Genomic DNA, 16,663 nt, shown 5'->3' with positions numbered 1-16,663 from the left:
CCTTAGTAATCTGTACCCTTGGAGTGAACAATGCTCAAAGATAAGAATGTCATTATCTTGGGAGACAGAGACGGTGTACCAGGGCAAGCAATTGAAGCTTGTATCAAATCAGCTGGTGCGCATGTTCTTTTCTCTACAACTGAGTGTTTCGTCTGAACCAGCGCAGGTGCTATGGATCTGGAAAACCAAAAGAGGATTAAAGGTTTCGCTGACGAGTTCGGCCCAGAGAATCTGGTTGTCGTCCTTGGCGGTGCAGAAGCTGAAGCTTCTGGCCTAGCGTGTGAAACCGTGACTAACGGCGATCCTACTTTTGCCGGACCATTAGCCGGAGTCCAGTTGGGACTCTCTTGTTATCATGTGGTTGAGCCGGAAATTAAAGACAATGTGGACGCTGCCGTCTATGACGAGCAGGTAAGCATGATGGAAATGGTACTTGATGTCGATGCCATCGTGGCAGAGGTCAAAGAGTATCGTGAGCAATTTGGAAAGTATGTTTAATCGGGAGAACGATTGTGTTCGCTAATAAAACAGTGATCATTCTTGGAGACCGCGATGGCGTACCTGGTCAGGCAATCGAAGCTTGCATGAAGACCACGGGTGCTCACGTTGCTTTCTCTACTACAGAATGTTTCGTCTGAACAAGCGCTGGCGCAATGGATCTTGAAAACCAAAAGCGGATTAAAGCACTTGCTGAGGAAAAAGGCGCAGAGAATCTTGTTGTGATTCTTGGCGGCGCGGAAGCAGAAGCTTCTGGCCTAGCATGTGAAACCGTCACCACCGGTGATCCGACTTTTGCAGGACCATTGGCGGGAGTCCAGTTAGGACTTTCTTGTTATCACGTGGTTGAAGACGAAGTTAAAGACGCCGTCGATCCGGCTGTTTATGAAGAGCAGGTTGGAATGATGGAAATGGTACTTGATGTCGATGCTATCAAAGCGGAAATGAAAGAATACCGCAGCGAAACTGCATTAGCATAAGTATATCTCAATGCTGGTTCGGATCTGTTTCAATGGCAGGTTCGAACCTACTATCCGGCTCGGATGCAGGAGTAACAATGGGATACGCAGTAATTAAAGGTGTGAGCTATGTGCTCGCCCATACCCCAGATGTATTGATTCAACATGGTTCGGTGCAAGTCCAGTCTCGGGCGAAAGACCCTTCAGACGCCTACTTGCAGCAGTTAAAAGACCACCTTCGCTCTTTTGAAGATGTGGTGTCATACCCTGCTAACCAGTGCTATATCGGTAACTTAACCCCACAGCAATTGGCCGATATCCCTCAGCCTTGGTTCGAAAACAAAGAGCATACCGCCTGCCAAGGTACGTTTGGTGAAATCTATAGCCAGCCTCAATTTTATGCCATGTTGAACCATGTCGATGTGTTCAATTTGGTTCATCTGACTCAAGAATTCGTAGACACCTATCAACCAAGCATTGGTCATCATGCCCTGTACGGCGATGACGTTGATCTGCTCGCGGGCCACCAAATCATCAGCAAAGATGAGATCCTGGCGCTGGTTGAACATCATCAGGCGGAAGTGCTGATGATGAACGGTGAGTTAGTCGGCTGTGTGAAAGCCGCCCACGACGAAGATGAAAACCTTTCCGCCCACATCATGCTGGAAAATCTATGCACCAAAGCATCTGGCGTGATGGCGGCAATGCACTTAAAACAGCAGGGCATCGAACTCGATAAAGTGGACTACATCATCGAGTGTTCGGAAGAAGCCTGTGGCGATGTTAACCAACGAGGTGGCGGCAACTTTGCTAAAGCGATTGGTGAAGTGATCGGGTGTGATATCGCAACCGGCTCTGATGTTCGCGGCTTCTGTGCAGCCCCAGCGCACGCCATGACCATGGCGGCGGCACTGGTTAAATCGGGCGTATTCAAGAACGTCATGGTGGTTGCCGGTGGCGCGGTTGCCAAGCTAGGCATGAACGGCCGTGACCATGTGAAGCAAAACATGCCGGTGTTGGAAGACTGCTTGGCAGGCTTTGCCTGCATGGTGACAGAAAACGACGGCGTTAGCCCAGAAATTAACACTGACATCATTGGCCGTCATCAGATTGGCACAGGCTCATCGCCTCAGGCGGTCATGACTGCCTTAATTGCCAACCCACTGAAAGCGGCTGGTCTGAAAATGACCGACATCGACAAATACTCGGTGGAAATGCAAAACCCTGAAATCACCAAGCCTGCGGGTGCGGGTAACGTACCGGAATCTAACTACAAGATGATTGCGGCACTGGCGGTGAAAGAAGGCCAGATGGAACGCACGCAACTGCCAGCCTTTGTGGCGAACCACGGCATGACAGGTTTTGCGCCGACGCAAGGCCATATCCCATCGGGTGTACCGTTCCTTGGTTTCGGTAGCAAGATGATTGCGGAAGGCGAAATCAACAACTTCATGATGGTCGGCAAGGGCAGCTTGTTCCTTGGCCGCATGACCAACTTGTTTGACGGCCTGAGCTTTGTGGTTCAGAAGAACAGCGGTAAGCAGGAAGAAGTGTTTGACGAGCACCAGGTGAAACAGGTTGTGGCGCAGGCAATGCGCGATGTGGCAGAGAACCTACTGAACCCTAAGCAGGGCGAACAGTAATCGGAGGTTGCGATGGCAAATATCAATCAACAACTGTCCGACACCTTCAACGCCATGGCTGACGGCCTGCTGAGCGGCCAGTTTGGTAAGAAAATCCGCATTGGCTTGACCTTGGTGGGCAGCGAGCACGGCCCGCAAGAATTGCTTCGCGGTGCCCAGCTGGTCGCACGCCAGTACAGCGATATCGAGCCGGTATTGATTGGCTGCGAAGATCCTGACTGCGGTTTTGAGTGCCACCCGGCAGCAGACTTGCATGAGTGCCACCAGGTGATGGAAGGCCTGTTCGAGTCAAAGCAAATCGACGGGTGTGTCACGCTTCACTATGCCTTCCCACTTGGTGTGAGCACCATGGGTAAGGTGGTTACCCCAGGTACCGGGCGTGAAATGATCATCGCCTCTACCACCGGAACAACAGACACCAACCGTCAGGCGGCATTGCTGAAAAACACCCTTTACGGGATTGCCCTAGCCAAGGCGACAGGTATCGAGAAGCCGACGGTAGGCGTGCTGAATATCGATGGTGCGGCATTGTGCGAGCGCGGCTTGCGCGAGCTCAAAGCGGCTGGCTACGACATCCATTTTGCCGAATCGGGTCGTGCCGATGGCGGGATCGCGATGCGAGGCAACGACTTGCTGCAAGGGACACCGGATATCATGGTGACCGATAGCCTCACCGGCAACTTGCTAATGAAGATGTTCTCGTCTTTCACCACTGGCGGCAGCTATGAGTCATCAGGCTTTGGTTACGGCCCAGGATTGGGTGAAGGGACTGGCGACAAGCTGGTGAACATTATCTCTAGGGCATCGGGTGCACCTGTCGTGGCGGGCGCCATGAGATTGTGTGCCGACGCTGCAAAAGGAGAGGTGATGAAGCGAGTCGACGAGGAATGGGAAGCGGCGACGCTATCTGGCTTGAACAGCACCTTGGCTAAATACTGCCAGCAAAAGCCAGCAGCCGAGGCAAAGGAAGCCGTCGTTGCACCACCTGAAAAAGTGACAGATACAGAGATCGGCGGTATCGATATCTTAGAGATTGAAGATGCATGCCAGGCTTTGTGGAAGGCTAAGATTTTTGCCCGAACGGGAATGGGCTGTACCGGCCCAATCGTGTTGGTGGCGAAAGATGACTTGGATCAGGCGAAAGCCAAGTTAGTTGAAGCGGAATACATCAGCTAACGTCATTGAAAATGAGATCCAGACAAACTTTAAATCATCGGGCACGAAACCTGTGCCCACACCGTCCACTTGAAAGGAACTAGTAATGACCGAGAAAATTCGTCTAACGCAGATGACCAAAAAAGCCGGGTGAGCAGCGAAAATTGGCCCTGAGGCCATGACGCAGGTTCTGCGTTCAATCTCACCCCTATTTCCCGAACAAGCGTATCCCGATCTATTGGTTGGGTTGACGGTAAGTGATGATGCTGCCGTCTATAAGATCAACGATGATGTTGCCGTTATCCAAACCTTGGACTTTTTTACTCCAATAGTGGATGACCCGTATGACTTTGGTGCCATTGCCGCGGCGAATGCCTTGAGTGATGTGTATGCCATGGGCGGGCAGGTAACATTGGCGATGAATATCTTTTGTGTACCAACCGATCTTCCGCAGGAAGTCGTTGGCCAAATCCTCAAAGGCGGGGCGGAAAAAGTCCGTGAAGCCGGTGCGGTGCTGGTTGGCGGCCATACGGTGGAAGACAGCGAACCGAAATTCGGTTTGTCGGTGATGGGCACGATTCATCCTTCGAAAGTGCAAACCAAAGCAGCAGTAGAAAGCGGCGATGTACTGGTAATGACCAAGCCAATCGGCACTGGGTTGATATCAACCGCAGCCAAGCGTGGTAAAGCGAGTCAGGCGGCGATCCAAGCCTCCACCGACAGCATGAAAAAGCTTAACCGCAAGGCGGCGGAAATCTTTGCCAAATACCCTGTGAAGGCCTGTACCGATGTCACTGGTTATTCTTTGTTGGGCCATGCCCATGAAATGGCAGAGAAAAGTGGCACCTGTATGCACTTCAAGGCTGAGCAAGTTCCGTTCTTGCCGGAAGCTGAAGACTATGCCGCACAAGGGTTATTCCCTGGTGGTGCGAACCGCAACCTTGATGCGTATCGCAAGCACATAGTTTTCGCTGATGGCTTAGACGAGAGCTGGCACCGCAAGCTGTGCTGCCCGGAAACCTCCGGTGGCCTGCTGGCAGCAGTTCCAAAAGATTGTCTGGATGCGTTATTAACTGAATTTAGCAGTGAAGACGAGCCCTGTTGGGTAGTCGGGTTTGCCGAGGAAGGTTCTGGCCTCAAGGTCAGCTAACGTCGGTGTTAATTCAGGTGGTCCGGCTTCATGCCGAGGTCGGACGCCTTGCTAAATCAATTTTATCTTGGGATCTCCTCCCATTTGACGCTTGTTTGGAGAAACACATGAAACTCGAACTAGGCAATATCCATGTTCGTGATCTGGCCTTCGGACCAGTAAGCGAAGTCAAAGAAAATACCGTGACCATCGATCAGCAAGCCTTGATCGGCTATTTGTCTGAGTTGGATCACCGTATCCGTTCTATCGAACTATCTATCGCTAAGCCGGGCGACAGCACGCGTATCATGCCTGTTAAGGACGTGATTGAGCCTCGCGTAAAAGTGAACGGCGGCGGTAGCATGTTCCCTGGTCGTCACCTTGGCGAAGAAGCAATGGTTGGTGAAGGTCGTACCCACGTACTGAAAGGTATGGCGGTGGTAACGACCGGTGAAATCGTTGGCTTCCAAGAAGGTATCATCGACATGAGCGGCCCTGGCGCCGACTACACCCCGTTCTCATCAACCATGAACTTGGTTATCCAGTGTGAAGTTGACGATAGCTGCAACCAGTATGACCACGAAGGCGTTGTTCGCTTGGTGGGCTTGGAAGCGGGTCGTTGGATTGGCCAGCTGGCTGAGCATATTACGCCGGATGAAATCGAGACTTACGAAACCAAGCCGTTGCTAGAGCAGGCAGCCGAATACCCACACCTGCCTAAAGTGGGTTATGTATACATGTTGCAGAGCCAAGGCCTGCTGCACGATACCTACTACTACGGTGTTGATGTGAAGGGCATTCTACCGACATTGATGTACCCAACAGAAATCATGGACGGTGCCATCATCAGCGGTAACTGTGTATCTGCATGTGATAAGAACACGAGTTTTGTTCACCAGAACAGCCCAGTGATTTACGACCTATACCGTCACCACGGTACTAAGTACAACTTCATGGGCGTTATCGTGACTAACGAAAACGTTACGCTGCGCGATAAAGAGCGTTCATCTAACTTCACGGTGAAACTGGCCAAGCAAATGGGTTGGGATGCAGCCATCGTTAGTGAAGAAGGCTTCGGTAACCCAGACGCCGACCTGATGATGAACTGTGCCAAGTTAGAAGCGGCTGGCATCAAGACGGTACTGCTAACCGACGAATACGCGGGCCAGAACGGTGAAAGCCAATCATTGGCCGATTCACACAAGAGCGCAGATGCGGTTATCACCAACGGTAACGCTAACCAGCTTGTGACACTACCTGCAATGGACACAGTGATCGGCCACGACCGCTACGCTGATGTGGTTGCTGGTGGCTTCAACGGTAGCTTGCATGAAGATGGTGCTATTACTGTCGAACTACAGGCAATCATCGGTGCAACCAGTGAGCTTGGTTTCCATACCCTCACCACCAAAGCAAGCTAAGCGAGGACACTCAAATGACAATTAAAGTCGTATATTATCTAAACCAGTTCTTCGCCCAGAAAGGCGGTGAAGAAATGGCACACATTCCAATGGAAGTGGTTGAAGGGACAGTCGGTGTTGGTACGCAAGTCAACACTATGCTGCAAGACAAGGCCGAAGTCACGCATACCATTATTTGTGGTGACTCTTACTTCAACGAAAATGAAAGCCTATGCTGCCATGGCCTTCAGGAAATTTTGGCTCAGCTAAAGCCTGATCTTGTGGTTGCAGGCCCTGCCTTCAACGCAGGCCGCTACGGCATGGCTTGTGGTACGGTTGCGAAAGTGGCTCACGAGATGGGCATCACAACTATCTCTGGCATGTACCAGGAAAACCCAGGTTACGAGTTGTTCCGCCAGTATGCCTACATGGTAGAAACCGGCAACAGCGCAGCAAGTATGCGTAAAGCCATTCCTGCAATGGTGAACATGATCAACCGCTTCATCGACACCAACGGTGAAATGGGCTCGCCAGAAGAAGCGGGTTACATGCCTCGCGGTATCCGTGTGAACTTCTTCCATGACAAGCGCGGCTCTGAGCGTGCGGTTGATTTGCTAATCAACAAGTTGGCAGGCGATGAGTACACCACGGAGTACCCAATGCCGGTATTCGACCGTGTTGAGCCACAGCCTCCGGTTGAGATGCTAAGCACAGCAACGTTTGCACTAGTTACATCGGGTGGTGTGGTGCCAAAAGGCAACCCTGACCATATCGAATCTTCAAGTGCATCTAAGTACGGCGAGTACAGCATTCAAGGCTTGGAAGAGCTTAGCGAAGATACTCACGAAACCGCGCACGGTGGCTATGACCCAGTTGCTTGTAACCAAAACCCTAACCGCGTATTGCCTGTCGACGTACTTCGCGACATGGAGCGTGAGGGTATGATTGGTGGCCTGCATAACATGTTCTACACCACGGTAGGTAACGGTACGGCGGTAGCCAAAGCGAAAGAATACGGTGCAGAGATCGCGATGAAGCTTCAGAAAGCTGGGGTCACCGCTGCCATCTTCACCTCCACTTGAGGCACATGTACCCGTTGCGGCGCAACGATGCTAAAAGAAATTGAAAAAGTAATGCCTGTTGTTCACATCGCTACTGTTGTTCCAATCTCGAAAACAGTGGGTGCGAACCGTATTGTTCCAGCTGTCGCGATCCCTCACCCGTTGGGCGATCCAAACATGCAGCCGAAGGAAGAGAAATACATGCGTCGTCAGCTAGTTGAGAAGGCACTAAGTGCGCTTCAGACTAAGATCGACGAGCAAACGGTATTCTAAGTCGAGCCTTATGCAGCTAACCATTGCATAAGTTCAAGCCAGCCGGAAACGGCTGGCTTTTTTCTGTCTAAAAAGCTTGATCAAGTCGGCCGTTACATACCGAACATACCACCGATCACGGCAGAGAGAATGCCAAAAATAATGGTAAGGATAATAATTGCTGGAATCGATGCTAGTGACATTTTGATGATGAACACCACCATCGACATGAATGGCATTTTGATATCTGTGATGGCGACGCCGTTTTCTGTTGCTTTGGTTTCAACGTTCATAATTTTCCCTATGATAACCTTTGATGTTGATATGGGTTTATTTATATAAAAATCTTATTTAACAATAAGTTATTTATATTTAGGGAGCACGATAAGGGTTTTGGCTGAACCGTTGCTTAATATGCTTTTGGTTGCAGTGTGATGGTGGGCGTATTTTTTTATGTTAATGATGATAAAAGCGCTTTAGTCCGCTTACTTATAAAACACTGAATCTAAAGCGCTGATTTAAAAGCTAGTTTATACGGCGTGCGCCAACCACTTGCACGGCTCTAACTGCATGTCGGAGAACGTTGCAGTGAATGAAGACTTGAGTGGGCTACATGCGTAAACACCAAACTTCACCGTATTGAGTGCAGTTTGTGGCGGGTTGCATTTACCCATGGCTTCTGTTGTTTCACCCAGTTTGTGAAGGTGGAAAATCCGCATTTGCTTGAAGTTGACCCCATCGAAGGAAGATTCAATGAGAAAGTCTGGGCCCCTGCGGCTTAGTCGATACCAAATCGCCTCGGGTAATGGAATGTCGCTCGTTGCCCAATCGGAGTAACCCAAGTTGGTGACGACGCTACCAAGGCGAGAGTATTCTTCGTTTTCATACTCAATCGATGCCTTGAACCAGTTTTCGTTGTCGAGGTAAATGATGAGGCCGCACTGGTCAAATTGGGCTTTATAGCTAAAGCTCACCTTGGTGGTGAAAGTGAAATTGTCTTCAGACTCAATTTGTAACGCTGGTGCGTTGTCATTTCGAAAGCCGTAGTACGAACGTTGCCAGAAATCGGTTTCCGGCTCGGTGGTAATTGAAACTGACGTCGGAGTCACGGCATGTTGCTGCGGCTCAAAAATCCATTGTCCTTTGGTGAAATCTACCATTTGTGTATCTCTATATGATTATTAGCTGATGCCGATGTTGCCATATATCAATTAGCATAAATTTGTATGAGATCAAAACGCTAGCCTATGACATGGCGATTCAAAACGTTCACCATCCAAGTGATTGAGCTGGGATCCGTGTCATGAGGTATTTCTGAGGACAGTGCATTTGGGATGTTATCCATCATGCCATGGTTTAAATACCGGCCTGAATAGTTATAGAGATAACGAAAAACACCCAGCCAGACCATGAGCTGCTTGTGGCTCATTCGCTGGCGTTTGTCATTCGGTAGCCAATTATCAAAATGGTGCCAAAAATGGTGGTGCCAGTCGGGGCGGGTGGGGACGGTAATGTCTTTGGTGGTATTTTGGATTTCATCGGTTTGGGTAAGCACGCCAAGGCCGAGCAACCAATGCTCATTTTGATATTGATGGTGATATTGGTACCACTTCTCGCTCCACCAACTGAGGGCTTTCTTGTTACTCAACTCGGCCATGTTGGCTGGTGGCGGGCAAGCAAAGGAGTGAAGGTAAAATAGGTTCACTTGGTTGCACCTAACTTGCTCAGCAAATGCCGTGATCGCCGCACCGCGAATAAAGCTTTCGTGCTCCATAATGATCTGAACCTTGCAGGTTGCGGGCAACCGCTGTTTGAGGTTCTGCATATGGGCATGGGCGGCATAGACAGGGCGTAGTAGTGTGCCTTCTTTTGATTTTGCGTGTTGCTGGGTGCAATAGGCGAGGGTATCAAATTGTTGGCGTGACATAATTTTTTGATAGGTGTTTTTTGCCGTCTCCAATATGTCTTGCGAGGGCGCGATTGGCGCTTCTATCGCATCTAAGGTGTATTCACCATTTGCCTTTTTGGGTACGCCAGCTGGTTGAGCGGGCTCAGATAATTTTGGCTGGGGTAGTAAGTTGTTGGTGACTAAGTACTGATAGCCTGTTTGGCTGTCAGCCGTTGTTAAAAACCAACAATCAAGGCCACTGTGTTTAATTGAACTTGCTGCTTTATCTTTATCGCCATTAGCCGTTAAGCCCGAGCGGCAGCGTAGGACGTGGCTATGGGTTTGCAGTGTCAGCGATTCTGTTGTGCTCAACATGCTTTGTTCATAGATTTGACTCACTCCCTCTAATAATTGGGCGAGCGAATCTAGGCGTTGGTAAAACAGCTTTTTATTTAACTTGGCATGATTAAAGAGTTCATGTGCGGGGCAACCTGCAAAGAGTAAATCTAACAAGGGCTGCAGCTTGGTCGCGATTTTTTCAGGGTTCGCTAAACTGGCGACAGTATGGCATTGGGTACAGCGCACCCGTTGGGTGCCGATACGGGTTTTATCGTAGTGGCGCCAATGAGGGGGCTGGGCTTCTTCTTGCCTTTGCGCTTTTAGGCAACGGCAATTGGGTGCAAAGGCAGTAAAAGCCGACAAATGTTGTTGCTGGATATGGGTCGCGAGTTTGAGTATTGGCTGGTTGAGCAATTTTGGCGGATAGGCGCCGCAGATTGGGCAGTAATAGGCCGGGTACCCCAATCGTGAAGAGGGGGTATATTGTTTGAGATCCGGATTGCCCAGATTGTCGCAGCCGAAGGTTTTACAGCCGTTATATTCGGTTCGAAACACGTGCCACCCAAGAATGAATGTGAAGTAATTAGGACGAGGCTACTGCCCCGTCCAATATGGCTATACCATCATTTTAACTTGGCTTTTACTGGCTGACATCAACCTGGCGGCCAAGCGGTGGAACGGAAACCGTTTTCTTCTGTTTGAACGAATCAATCAGCACCTGCATAACTAACTCGCCATTGGACTCTGGCTTGCCTTCGGCAAAAACATGGTAGCCATCACCGCCACTTGCCGCGTAGGAATAGGTTGCTACGCGGTAGTTTTGTGTCGGTTCGACAGTTTCACCGTTGATTTTCAAACTTAGCAAGCGCTGGTTTTCAGGCTTGGTACTGTCGTAGGTGGCTTCGATACCAGCAAATTGAGCCAAACCGTATGGCAACGTGTAGCTGTACTCGAGCAGTTCTTTTACTTGAGCGCCAGTTAGGGAAACCACAGACAGCGTATCGGTAAACGGGAACACGTTCATGACGTTTTCCATGGTGACCGGGCCTTGGTTGAGGTCGACACGAATGCTTCCCGAGCTGATCATGGCGATATCGGCATTGCCCGCTTCTTTCATCATGTCTGCCACCAAGTTACCGATGTTAGACTCGCGGTAGTAACGGCGGAATGCAGTGGCATCAATGGTGGCCAGCTCCTCTGATAGTTCAGGGTACTGCTGGCGGGCATTGTCGATGAGTTGGCCGGTTTTCTCATCACGCGCTAGCTTGTCAGACTCTACCGGGATCAGCTTGCCATCAAGTAGTTTGACCGAGTTCTTTTCAGTGTCGATTTCGAACTTGGTGTAACCGAGGTATTTGCCCTGGCCGAAGGTCAGCCCGATAACAGTGCCTGTTTCAGGGTGTACTACAGGCTCCCAAAGACCATGATCAGAGTGGCCACCGAAGATAACATCGACCCCCTTCAGTTTGCCTGCCATCTCGTAGTCTTCGTCAAAGCCGCGCTGTACTTCAGGATCCGCTTCTTTGTCGGTTTGCATTGGCGCGGTTTTGTTCTGGTGGGTCAAAACCACTACCATGTCAACTTCATCGCGGATCTTGTCAACCCAGTATTGGGCGGTTTCAGTTGGATCCTTGATGGTCAGACCCTTGCGGTTGCCTTTCCACATGGTGTTGTAGAAGGCGTCGATACCCATCACGCCGACAACACCGATGCGAACACCGTCGCGCTCAAGGATGGTATATGGCTGGGCAAACGGTACTTCACTGTTTTCGTAAACGATGTTGGCATTCAATACCGGGAAATTGGCACGCGGCATGGTATCGCGTAGTGATTCCCAGCCGTATTCAAATTCGTGGTTGCCCAAGGTGATCGCGTCATAACCCATTGCGCTATAAAGGTCGAAAGAAAGTTTGCCGAGGGTCTTTTTCGATAGCGAGCCGGTGTAAATATCACCCGCATCCAGTAGGAAGCTGGTTTCCTCTTCAGCCTGAACTTGCTTGATAAGCGAGGCGAGGTAAGGGATACCACCGATACGGGTGATGTCTTCATTCCAGAAGGCATCGACAGGCTCATAGACACTTTCAATATCATTAGTGTGAAGCAGGGTGACTTCTTTAATTTCAGCCAATGAAAGCGAAGAGAAGCCGGCCAGGGACAGCATCATCGCCACTGCTAGGGGCTTGCGCGGGATCAGAGTCATAACGTAGTTCCGTATAAGTTAATCGTTTGCGTGTTGGAGATGGTGCGACTTTAGTGGTTATTTTGCAGCATAAGTTTGAATTGGATCACACAATGATGCTGCTCATGGGCGATGAAATGGAAAAGTTACCTTTTGAGTGGGTGGTTGTGGGTGCTAATGCATATGGGGGCGTAGTATGGGATAAGAGGTTGTCAGCGGTGGAATGCAACCTCTTGTAGGTGAATATCATTGAAAGGTGGAGGTAAAACTTACACCACAGCCGCTTGGTAGTCGGCAAATCGAATGCCCAATGCACTCAGGCTTGATTTTACAAGTTGCAGATCAATGAACTGAAAGTCGCTGTTCTGTTTTTCAGGGTATTGGCGATGGATCTCAGAAGCCGTAAGCCTGATATGTTTTGGGTTTGGCTTGCACAGTATTTGGTAACGTTCGATGGCCTGCTCAATGGTATTGAGGGACTCCATATCAAGCCCTTGTTGCTGATTGAGGATCACAATGCTGCGATAAGGGGTTTCATGAGGTTTGACACTGCCTGCAAGTGGGTGAGATATCAGCTTTGCCCCTAAATGAACTTTGTTACGCGTGAGTTTAAGTACATCGTCGATGTGGTCGCAATGGGTGATTTTTATATGAGTGGATAAATTAGCTAAGCTGAGGTTGTTGCTAATGATTTCAATTTTATCGTATCTCACGTTGTGTCCTATCTATCCTTAATAATCGACTAATTATATTTTTATTGTTATAGCTGAAATGAGTGATAGATCTTGTTTTGTTTATTTCTAACTCTTAAATAACCCTCAAATAAATCAATCTTATATTCCATTTTAAATTAGAACGCATAATGTGTGAACGTGTTGTAAATTGACTGTGTTAATTTATTAAAAATTAACACGGTTATTAGCTTCTATAAATTGGAAATAATGTTAGCTGAAGCACATAATAGTCACTCTGTTGCGTATATTTCTATGTTTGCATATACGGTCACAAAAATGCTGATATGTACTTTTAAATCATCTGGTTACTGGATATAGTTATTCCATCGAAACGCGGAAGTGGATGGGGTCTGGTGGCCCTCCCGGTCTTCAAAACCGACGTGAGCTGAATAGGCTTTGGCAGGTTCGATTCCTGCTCCTTCCGCCAACTCTTTTAAAATTATTGCTTATCTTATTTATTAGGCAGTGATGACTACATATTTAGAATGCAATGCGCTTTTCCTAGTTGTTTGACATTGTATTCATATTTTATTCAGGGTTTTAGAATGATGGTAAGATAATAGTAACCATCGAAAGTGATAAGTTTGATTATAAATAACCCTGACCTCTCTAAAGCCCTAAGATGAATTGTGATGGTTGGTATAGATAAATATCAATCATTGGTTTTAAATTTATAAACTTCGGGGCTTTAACATGGCTGTAAGCACCTTATCTTCAATTCCACAAATAGAAAAAATCCTTCAGCAGGCTTTTCTAGCGCCTTATATCGACACTTTGAGCCGTCCAGTGGTCACCGATGTCATTCGTGAGCAAGTGGGCCGCTATAAAAAGGCGCATATCCAAAATCCTGAAACGACTCCGTTTTCTTTAGAGCAACTCTATCATTTCATTGAACGCGCCTGCTGGCAGGTAAAGCAGCAGCGTTTGCAGCGGGTGGTAAACGGCACTGGGGTCATAGTCCATACCAACCTTGGTCGCTCGCCAATTGATGCTGACTTGTGGCAAAGCGTGAGTGAAGTTAACACCCACTATAACAATTTGGAGATTGACCTCGGTACAGGCAAGCGTGGTAAGCGCAAGGGGCTATTGCAAACCTTGATGCAGCACTTGGTAAAAGGTGAAGATACGCTGGTGGTGAACAATAATGCATCATCCATTTACTTGATGCTGCACGAACTTGCTAAAGGAAAGGAAGTCATTGTCTCGCGCGGCGAGCAGATCCAAATCGGCGGTGGCTTTCGTATACCTGATATTTTGGCATTATCCGGTGCCAAGTTAGTGGAAGTGGGTACGACCAATATCACCACAACCCAAGATTACCTCGATGCCATTACCGAAGAAACGGCAATGGTACTCATTGTTCATACCTCCAATTTTAAGATCCGTGGCTTTACCGAATCTGCCGATGTCAAAGAGCTCGCTAAAGCATTGCCAGACCATGTAGTTTTGGCTGTTGATCAAGGCTCGGGCACCACAACTGAAGCGATGCCAGACGAGCCATCAGTGGCAAGCTATATCCAGGCCGGTGCTGATATTGTCTGTTTCTCTGGCGATAAGATCCTTGGCGGTCCTCAAGCCGGGCTGGTAACGGGTAAGCAATCGCTTATTAAACAACTGGAAAAGAACCCAATGATGAGAGCGTTTCGGCCAAGCCGGATTGTTTACTCACTGCTAGAAGAGCTGGTGGTACGCAAACTCAATCACCTTGATAGCGGCAAGGGGGTGGCAGAAACCAAAAGCAAAGCAGAAGCGACAACGATAGAGCAGCGCGCCCATCGCTTGGCTGAGGGCTTTGGTGAACAAGTGGCAGTTGTGCCATCAGAGATGACGGTTGGCGGTGGTTCGCTGCCGGATCAAGTAGATCCTTCTTGGTCTGTCGAGATCGACTCCGGTGCCACTCGCTACAAGCCAGAAAAACTGTTGCAAGTCATGCGTAGCTGGCCTTTGCCGGTGATAGGGGTCATCAAACACGATAAGGTTCAGCTAAATATGGCGACCATAAGCAATGATGAGGTGTTTTACTTACGCAGCCAGCTGGCGGAGGTGTTGCAATGAGTTACGTTGTCGGTACAGCAGGGCATGTTGACCACGGAAAGTCCGCCCTCATCAAGGCACTGACGGGGATTGATACGGCACATTTACCGCAAGAGAAGAAGCGGGGAATGACGATTGACCTTGGCTTTGCCTACTTTAAGCACCCAAATGGTGAGCCGGTGGGGGTGATTGACGTGCCGGGGCATGAGCGCTTCATCCGCAATATGGTGGCTGGGGTGTGGAGCCTAGACATGGTGCTGTTTGTGGTTGCAGCCGATGAAGGTTGGATGCAGATGTCGACCGATCACCTGAAGGTGATTGCTTCGATGGGGATTGAAAATGTCACCTTGGTGATATCGAAATCTGACTTGGTTGATGACGATATGCTAGCGCTGGTGGAAGAGGAGTCTTTGGAGCAATTCCTGGAAATTGCCGGCTTCATTCCTGACTCTGTGGTGGTATCTGCGCACCAGCAAAAAGGTATCGAGCAGCTTCGTCAGCATATTTGCAGCAAACTCGATACCCTAGTGGATGGCGATGACAGTCGTGTAGACGAGCAGCGCGGCGCGCACCTTTATATTGACCGTGTCTTTACGGTTAATGGGGTAGGAACAACGGTAACCGGCAGTTTATGCGGCGGTGAATTTCGAGTCGGGCAGAAGCTAGTAATGCAACCTTCCGGCCGTGAAGTGCAGGTGAAAAGCCTGCAATCGTACCACCAGAATATAGAGACGGCATTACCGGTTTCGCGTGTGGCGATTGGCCTTAAAGGGGTCAAAAAGAAAGAAGTTGAGCGAGGCTTCTGTTTGGTTGAAGCGAAGGAAGCACCATTTACCACCAATGAAATTATTATACGCTTAGACAGCTTGCTGTTTGAGAACGCTTCACCGAGACAGCAGTGCCGAAACAACAGTGAAGTTGAGGTTGCTTTTGGTACCTTCAATACCCTCGCCAAAATCTTTGTGTTTAAAGGCACTAACCTTGCGCGACTTCGTTTGAAAGAATCGGCCTGCTGCTTCTGGAACCAGCGGGCATTGTTGATTCAACATGGCGGTAGCCGGATCTTGAATTGCGGTGCTGTAGTATGGTCAGGAGCGGTAGAGAAACAACATCGACAGAAATTGTACGATCTGCTGATGGCGATGCCGGACTATCCAGCATGGGAGGATTACGTCACCATTAATATGGCGCTTTACGGCTATGCCAAGCGCGGTGAGCAGGCACTGGATGAATCGGGTTACAAGGTCTGTGGCGAATGGCTATTTACCGAAGATTGCTTTAACAGCACCCACAAGCAGTTATCGGAGATATTCGTGAAAGAGCAGATTGATATGTCTGCCAATGAGTTGAGCGGAAAATGCCAGATGGCAGTGCCACCTTTATCAGCATTGCTAGAAACCTTGGCCAGTGATGGGCTATTACGAAAAGACGGTGAGCTGTTCTCGCTGGGCTCGGGCAAGAATGAAGCCCAATTGTCAGCAACAGCGAAGAAGATCCTAGATCGTATGGTCGCTGCAGGTAAACAGGGATATGAAGCAGACAAAGAGAAGATCCCTGGGGCTCAGAAAGAGTTACGAAACCTAGTCCGATTGGGCTTTGCCGTGCCGATGGAAGGTAAAATTTTCTATGAGAAATCGCTCTATGAAGAGTTGATCCAAGACTTACTGGCAGGCCGCAATGAAAACGAACGCTTTACCATTGCCGAAGCCAGAGAGCGTACAGGGCTCTCCCGTAAGTACCTGATCCCTGTACTTAACCGCTTGGAGGCGGATGGTTGGATCAAGCGGGTAGAGAACGATCGCCAAGTACTGCGCGTACTAGAACCTGAGTGCGTTTAATTACCGCTTAAACGAGTAAATTAAAAAACACCTCAAGGCAGAACCTTGAGGTGTT

Annotated in this window: 14 protein-coding genes and 1 tRNA gene; 10 read left to right on the top strand and 5 right to left on the bottom strand. The window is 49.1% G+C overall.

From position 1 onward, the window contains the following. Positions 1-30: 30 nt before the first annotated feature. The 7 genes from grdA (C9I98_RS07335) to C9I98_RS07305 all read left to right on the top strand — a co-directional run bounded on the left by grdA (C9I98_RS07335) (position 31) and on the right by C9I98_RS07305 (position 7,617). Positions 31-498, top strand: a complete 468-nt coding sequence (gene grdA / locus C9I98_RS07335) for a glycine/sarcosine/betaine reductase complex selenoprotein A (RefSeq protein ID WP_081879120.1) — start codon at positions 31-33, stop codon at positions 496-498. 14 nt (positions 499-512) lie between these two features. Then, positions 513-977, top strand: coding sequence for a glycine/sarcosine/betaine reductase complex selenoprotein A (gene grdA, locus C9I98_RS07330; protein ID WP_107271792.1), 465 nt, complete (start codon positions 513-515; stop codon positions 975-977). 77 nt (positions 978-1,054) lie between these two features. Further along, positions 1,055-2,599: a glycine/sarcosine/betaine reductase complex component C subunit beta gene (grdC, locus tag C9I98_RS07325; RefSeq protein WP_036830740.1), complete on the top strand. Its 1,545-nt coding sequence runs from the start codon at positions 1,055-1,057 to the stop codon at positions 2,597-2,599. 12 nt (positions 2,600-2,611) lie between these two features. Then, the gene (grdD, locus tag C9I98_RS07320; RefSeq protein ID WP_036830741.1) at positions 2,612-3,775 is read left to right on the top strand and encodes a glycine/sarcosine/betaine reductase complex component C subunit alpha; all 1,164 of its coding nucleotides are present in this window, start codon (positions 2,612-2,614) and stop codon (positions 3,773-3,775) included. An 85-nt stretch (positions 3,776-3,860) separates the two neighbouring features. Continuing rightward, positions 3,861-4,904, top strand: coding sequence for a selenide, water dikinase SelD (gene selD / locus C9I98_RS07315; RefSeq protein WP_081879121.1), 1,044 nt, complete (start codon positions 3,861-3,863; stop codon positions 4,902-4,904). A gap of 107 nt (positions 4,905-5,011) precedes the next feature. Next, positions 5,012-6,304 carry a glycine/sarcosine/betaine reductase component B subunit gene (locus tag C9I98_RS07310; protein WP_036830744.1) on the top strand — a complete coding sequence of 431 codons (1,293 nt, stop codon included), beginning with the start codon at positions 5,012-5,014 and terminating at the stop codon, positions 6,302-6,304. Between the two features lie 14 nt (positions 6,305-6,318). Continuing rightward, positions 6,319-7,617, top strand: coding sequence for a glycine/betaine/sarcosine/D-proline family reductase selenoprotein B (locus C9I98_RS07305; RefSeq protein WP_081879122.1), 1,299 nt, complete (start codon positions 6,319-6,321; stop codon positions 7,615-7,617). Between the two features lie 92 nt (positions 7,618-7,709). On the opposite strand, the gene C9I98_RS07300 is transcribed toward C9I98_RS07305, so the two are convergent. From C9I98_RS07300 to C9I98_RS07280, 5 genes are all read right to left on the bottom strand, one after another. Further along, on the bottom strand, positions 7,710-7,889 hold the full coding sequence (locus tag C9I98_RS07300; RefSeq protein WP_107271791.1) for a hypothetical protein: 180 nt from the start codon (positions 7,887-7,889) through the stop codon (positions 7,710-7,712). A 237-nt stretch (positions 7,890-8,126) separates the two neighbouring features. Next, complete coding sequence (locus C9I98_RS07295) at positions 8,127-8,756, bottom strand: DUF1349 domain-containing protein (protein WP_107271790.1); 630 nt, start codon at positions 8,754-8,756, stop codon at positions 8,127-8,129. 80 nt (positions 8,757-8,836) lie between these two features. Next, positions 8,837-10,378 (bottom strand): hypothetical protein, encoded by a 1,542-nt coding sequence (locus C9I98_RS07290; protein WP_146153861.1) that lies wholly within the window; start codon positions 10,376-10,378, stop codon positions 8,837-8,839. A gap of 85 nt (positions 10,379-10,463) precedes the next feature. After that, a complete protein-coding gene (locus C9I98_RS07285; RefSeq protein ID WP_245907116.1) occupies positions 10,464-11,987 on the bottom strand; it encodes a bifunctional metallophosphatase/5'-nucleotidase in 1,524 nt (507 codons plus the stop codon). Between the two features lie 284 nt (positions 11,988-12,271). Next, positions 12,272-12,715 (bottom strand): GrdX family protein, encoded by a 444-nt coding sequence (locus tag C9I98_RS07280; RefSeq protein WP_107271789.1) that lies wholly within the window; start codon positions 12,713-12,715, stop codon positions 12,272-12,274. A 356-nt stretch (positions 12,716-13,071) separates the two neighbouring features. Between C9I98_RS07280 and C9I98_RS07275 the strand changes: the two genes are divergently transcribed. The 3 genes from C9I98_RS07275 (at position 13,072) to selB (ending at position 16,608) form a co-directional block, all read left to right on the top strand. Next, a tRNA-Sec gene (locus tag C9I98_RS07275) sits at positions 13,072-13,163 on the top strand. Between the two features lie 266 nt (positions 13,164-13,429). After that, entirely contained in the window at positions 13,430-14,791 is a 1,362-nt protein-coding gene (gene selA / locus C9I98_RS07270; protein ID WP_081878881.1) for an L-seryl-tRNA(Sec) selenium transferase, read from the top strand. Next, complete coding sequence (selB, locus tag C9I98_RS07265) at positions 14,788-16,608, top strand: selenocysteine-specific translation elongation factor (RefSeq protein ID WP_036819170.1); 1,821 nt, start codon at positions 14,788-14,790, stop codon at positions 16,606-16,608. The genes selA and selB overlap by 4 nt, the downstream gene beginning before the upstream one ends. Positions 16,609-16,663 lie beyond the last annotated feature (55 nt).

This window comes from Photobacterium sanctipauli (genome assembly GCF_003026495.1).
In the GTDB taxonomy this organism is placed as follows: Bacteria; Pseudomonadota; Gammaproteobacteria; order Enterobacterales; family Vibrionaceae; genus Photobacterium; species Photobacterium sanctipauli.
This window is presented reverse-complemented; position numbering and strand designations above follow the sequence as displayed.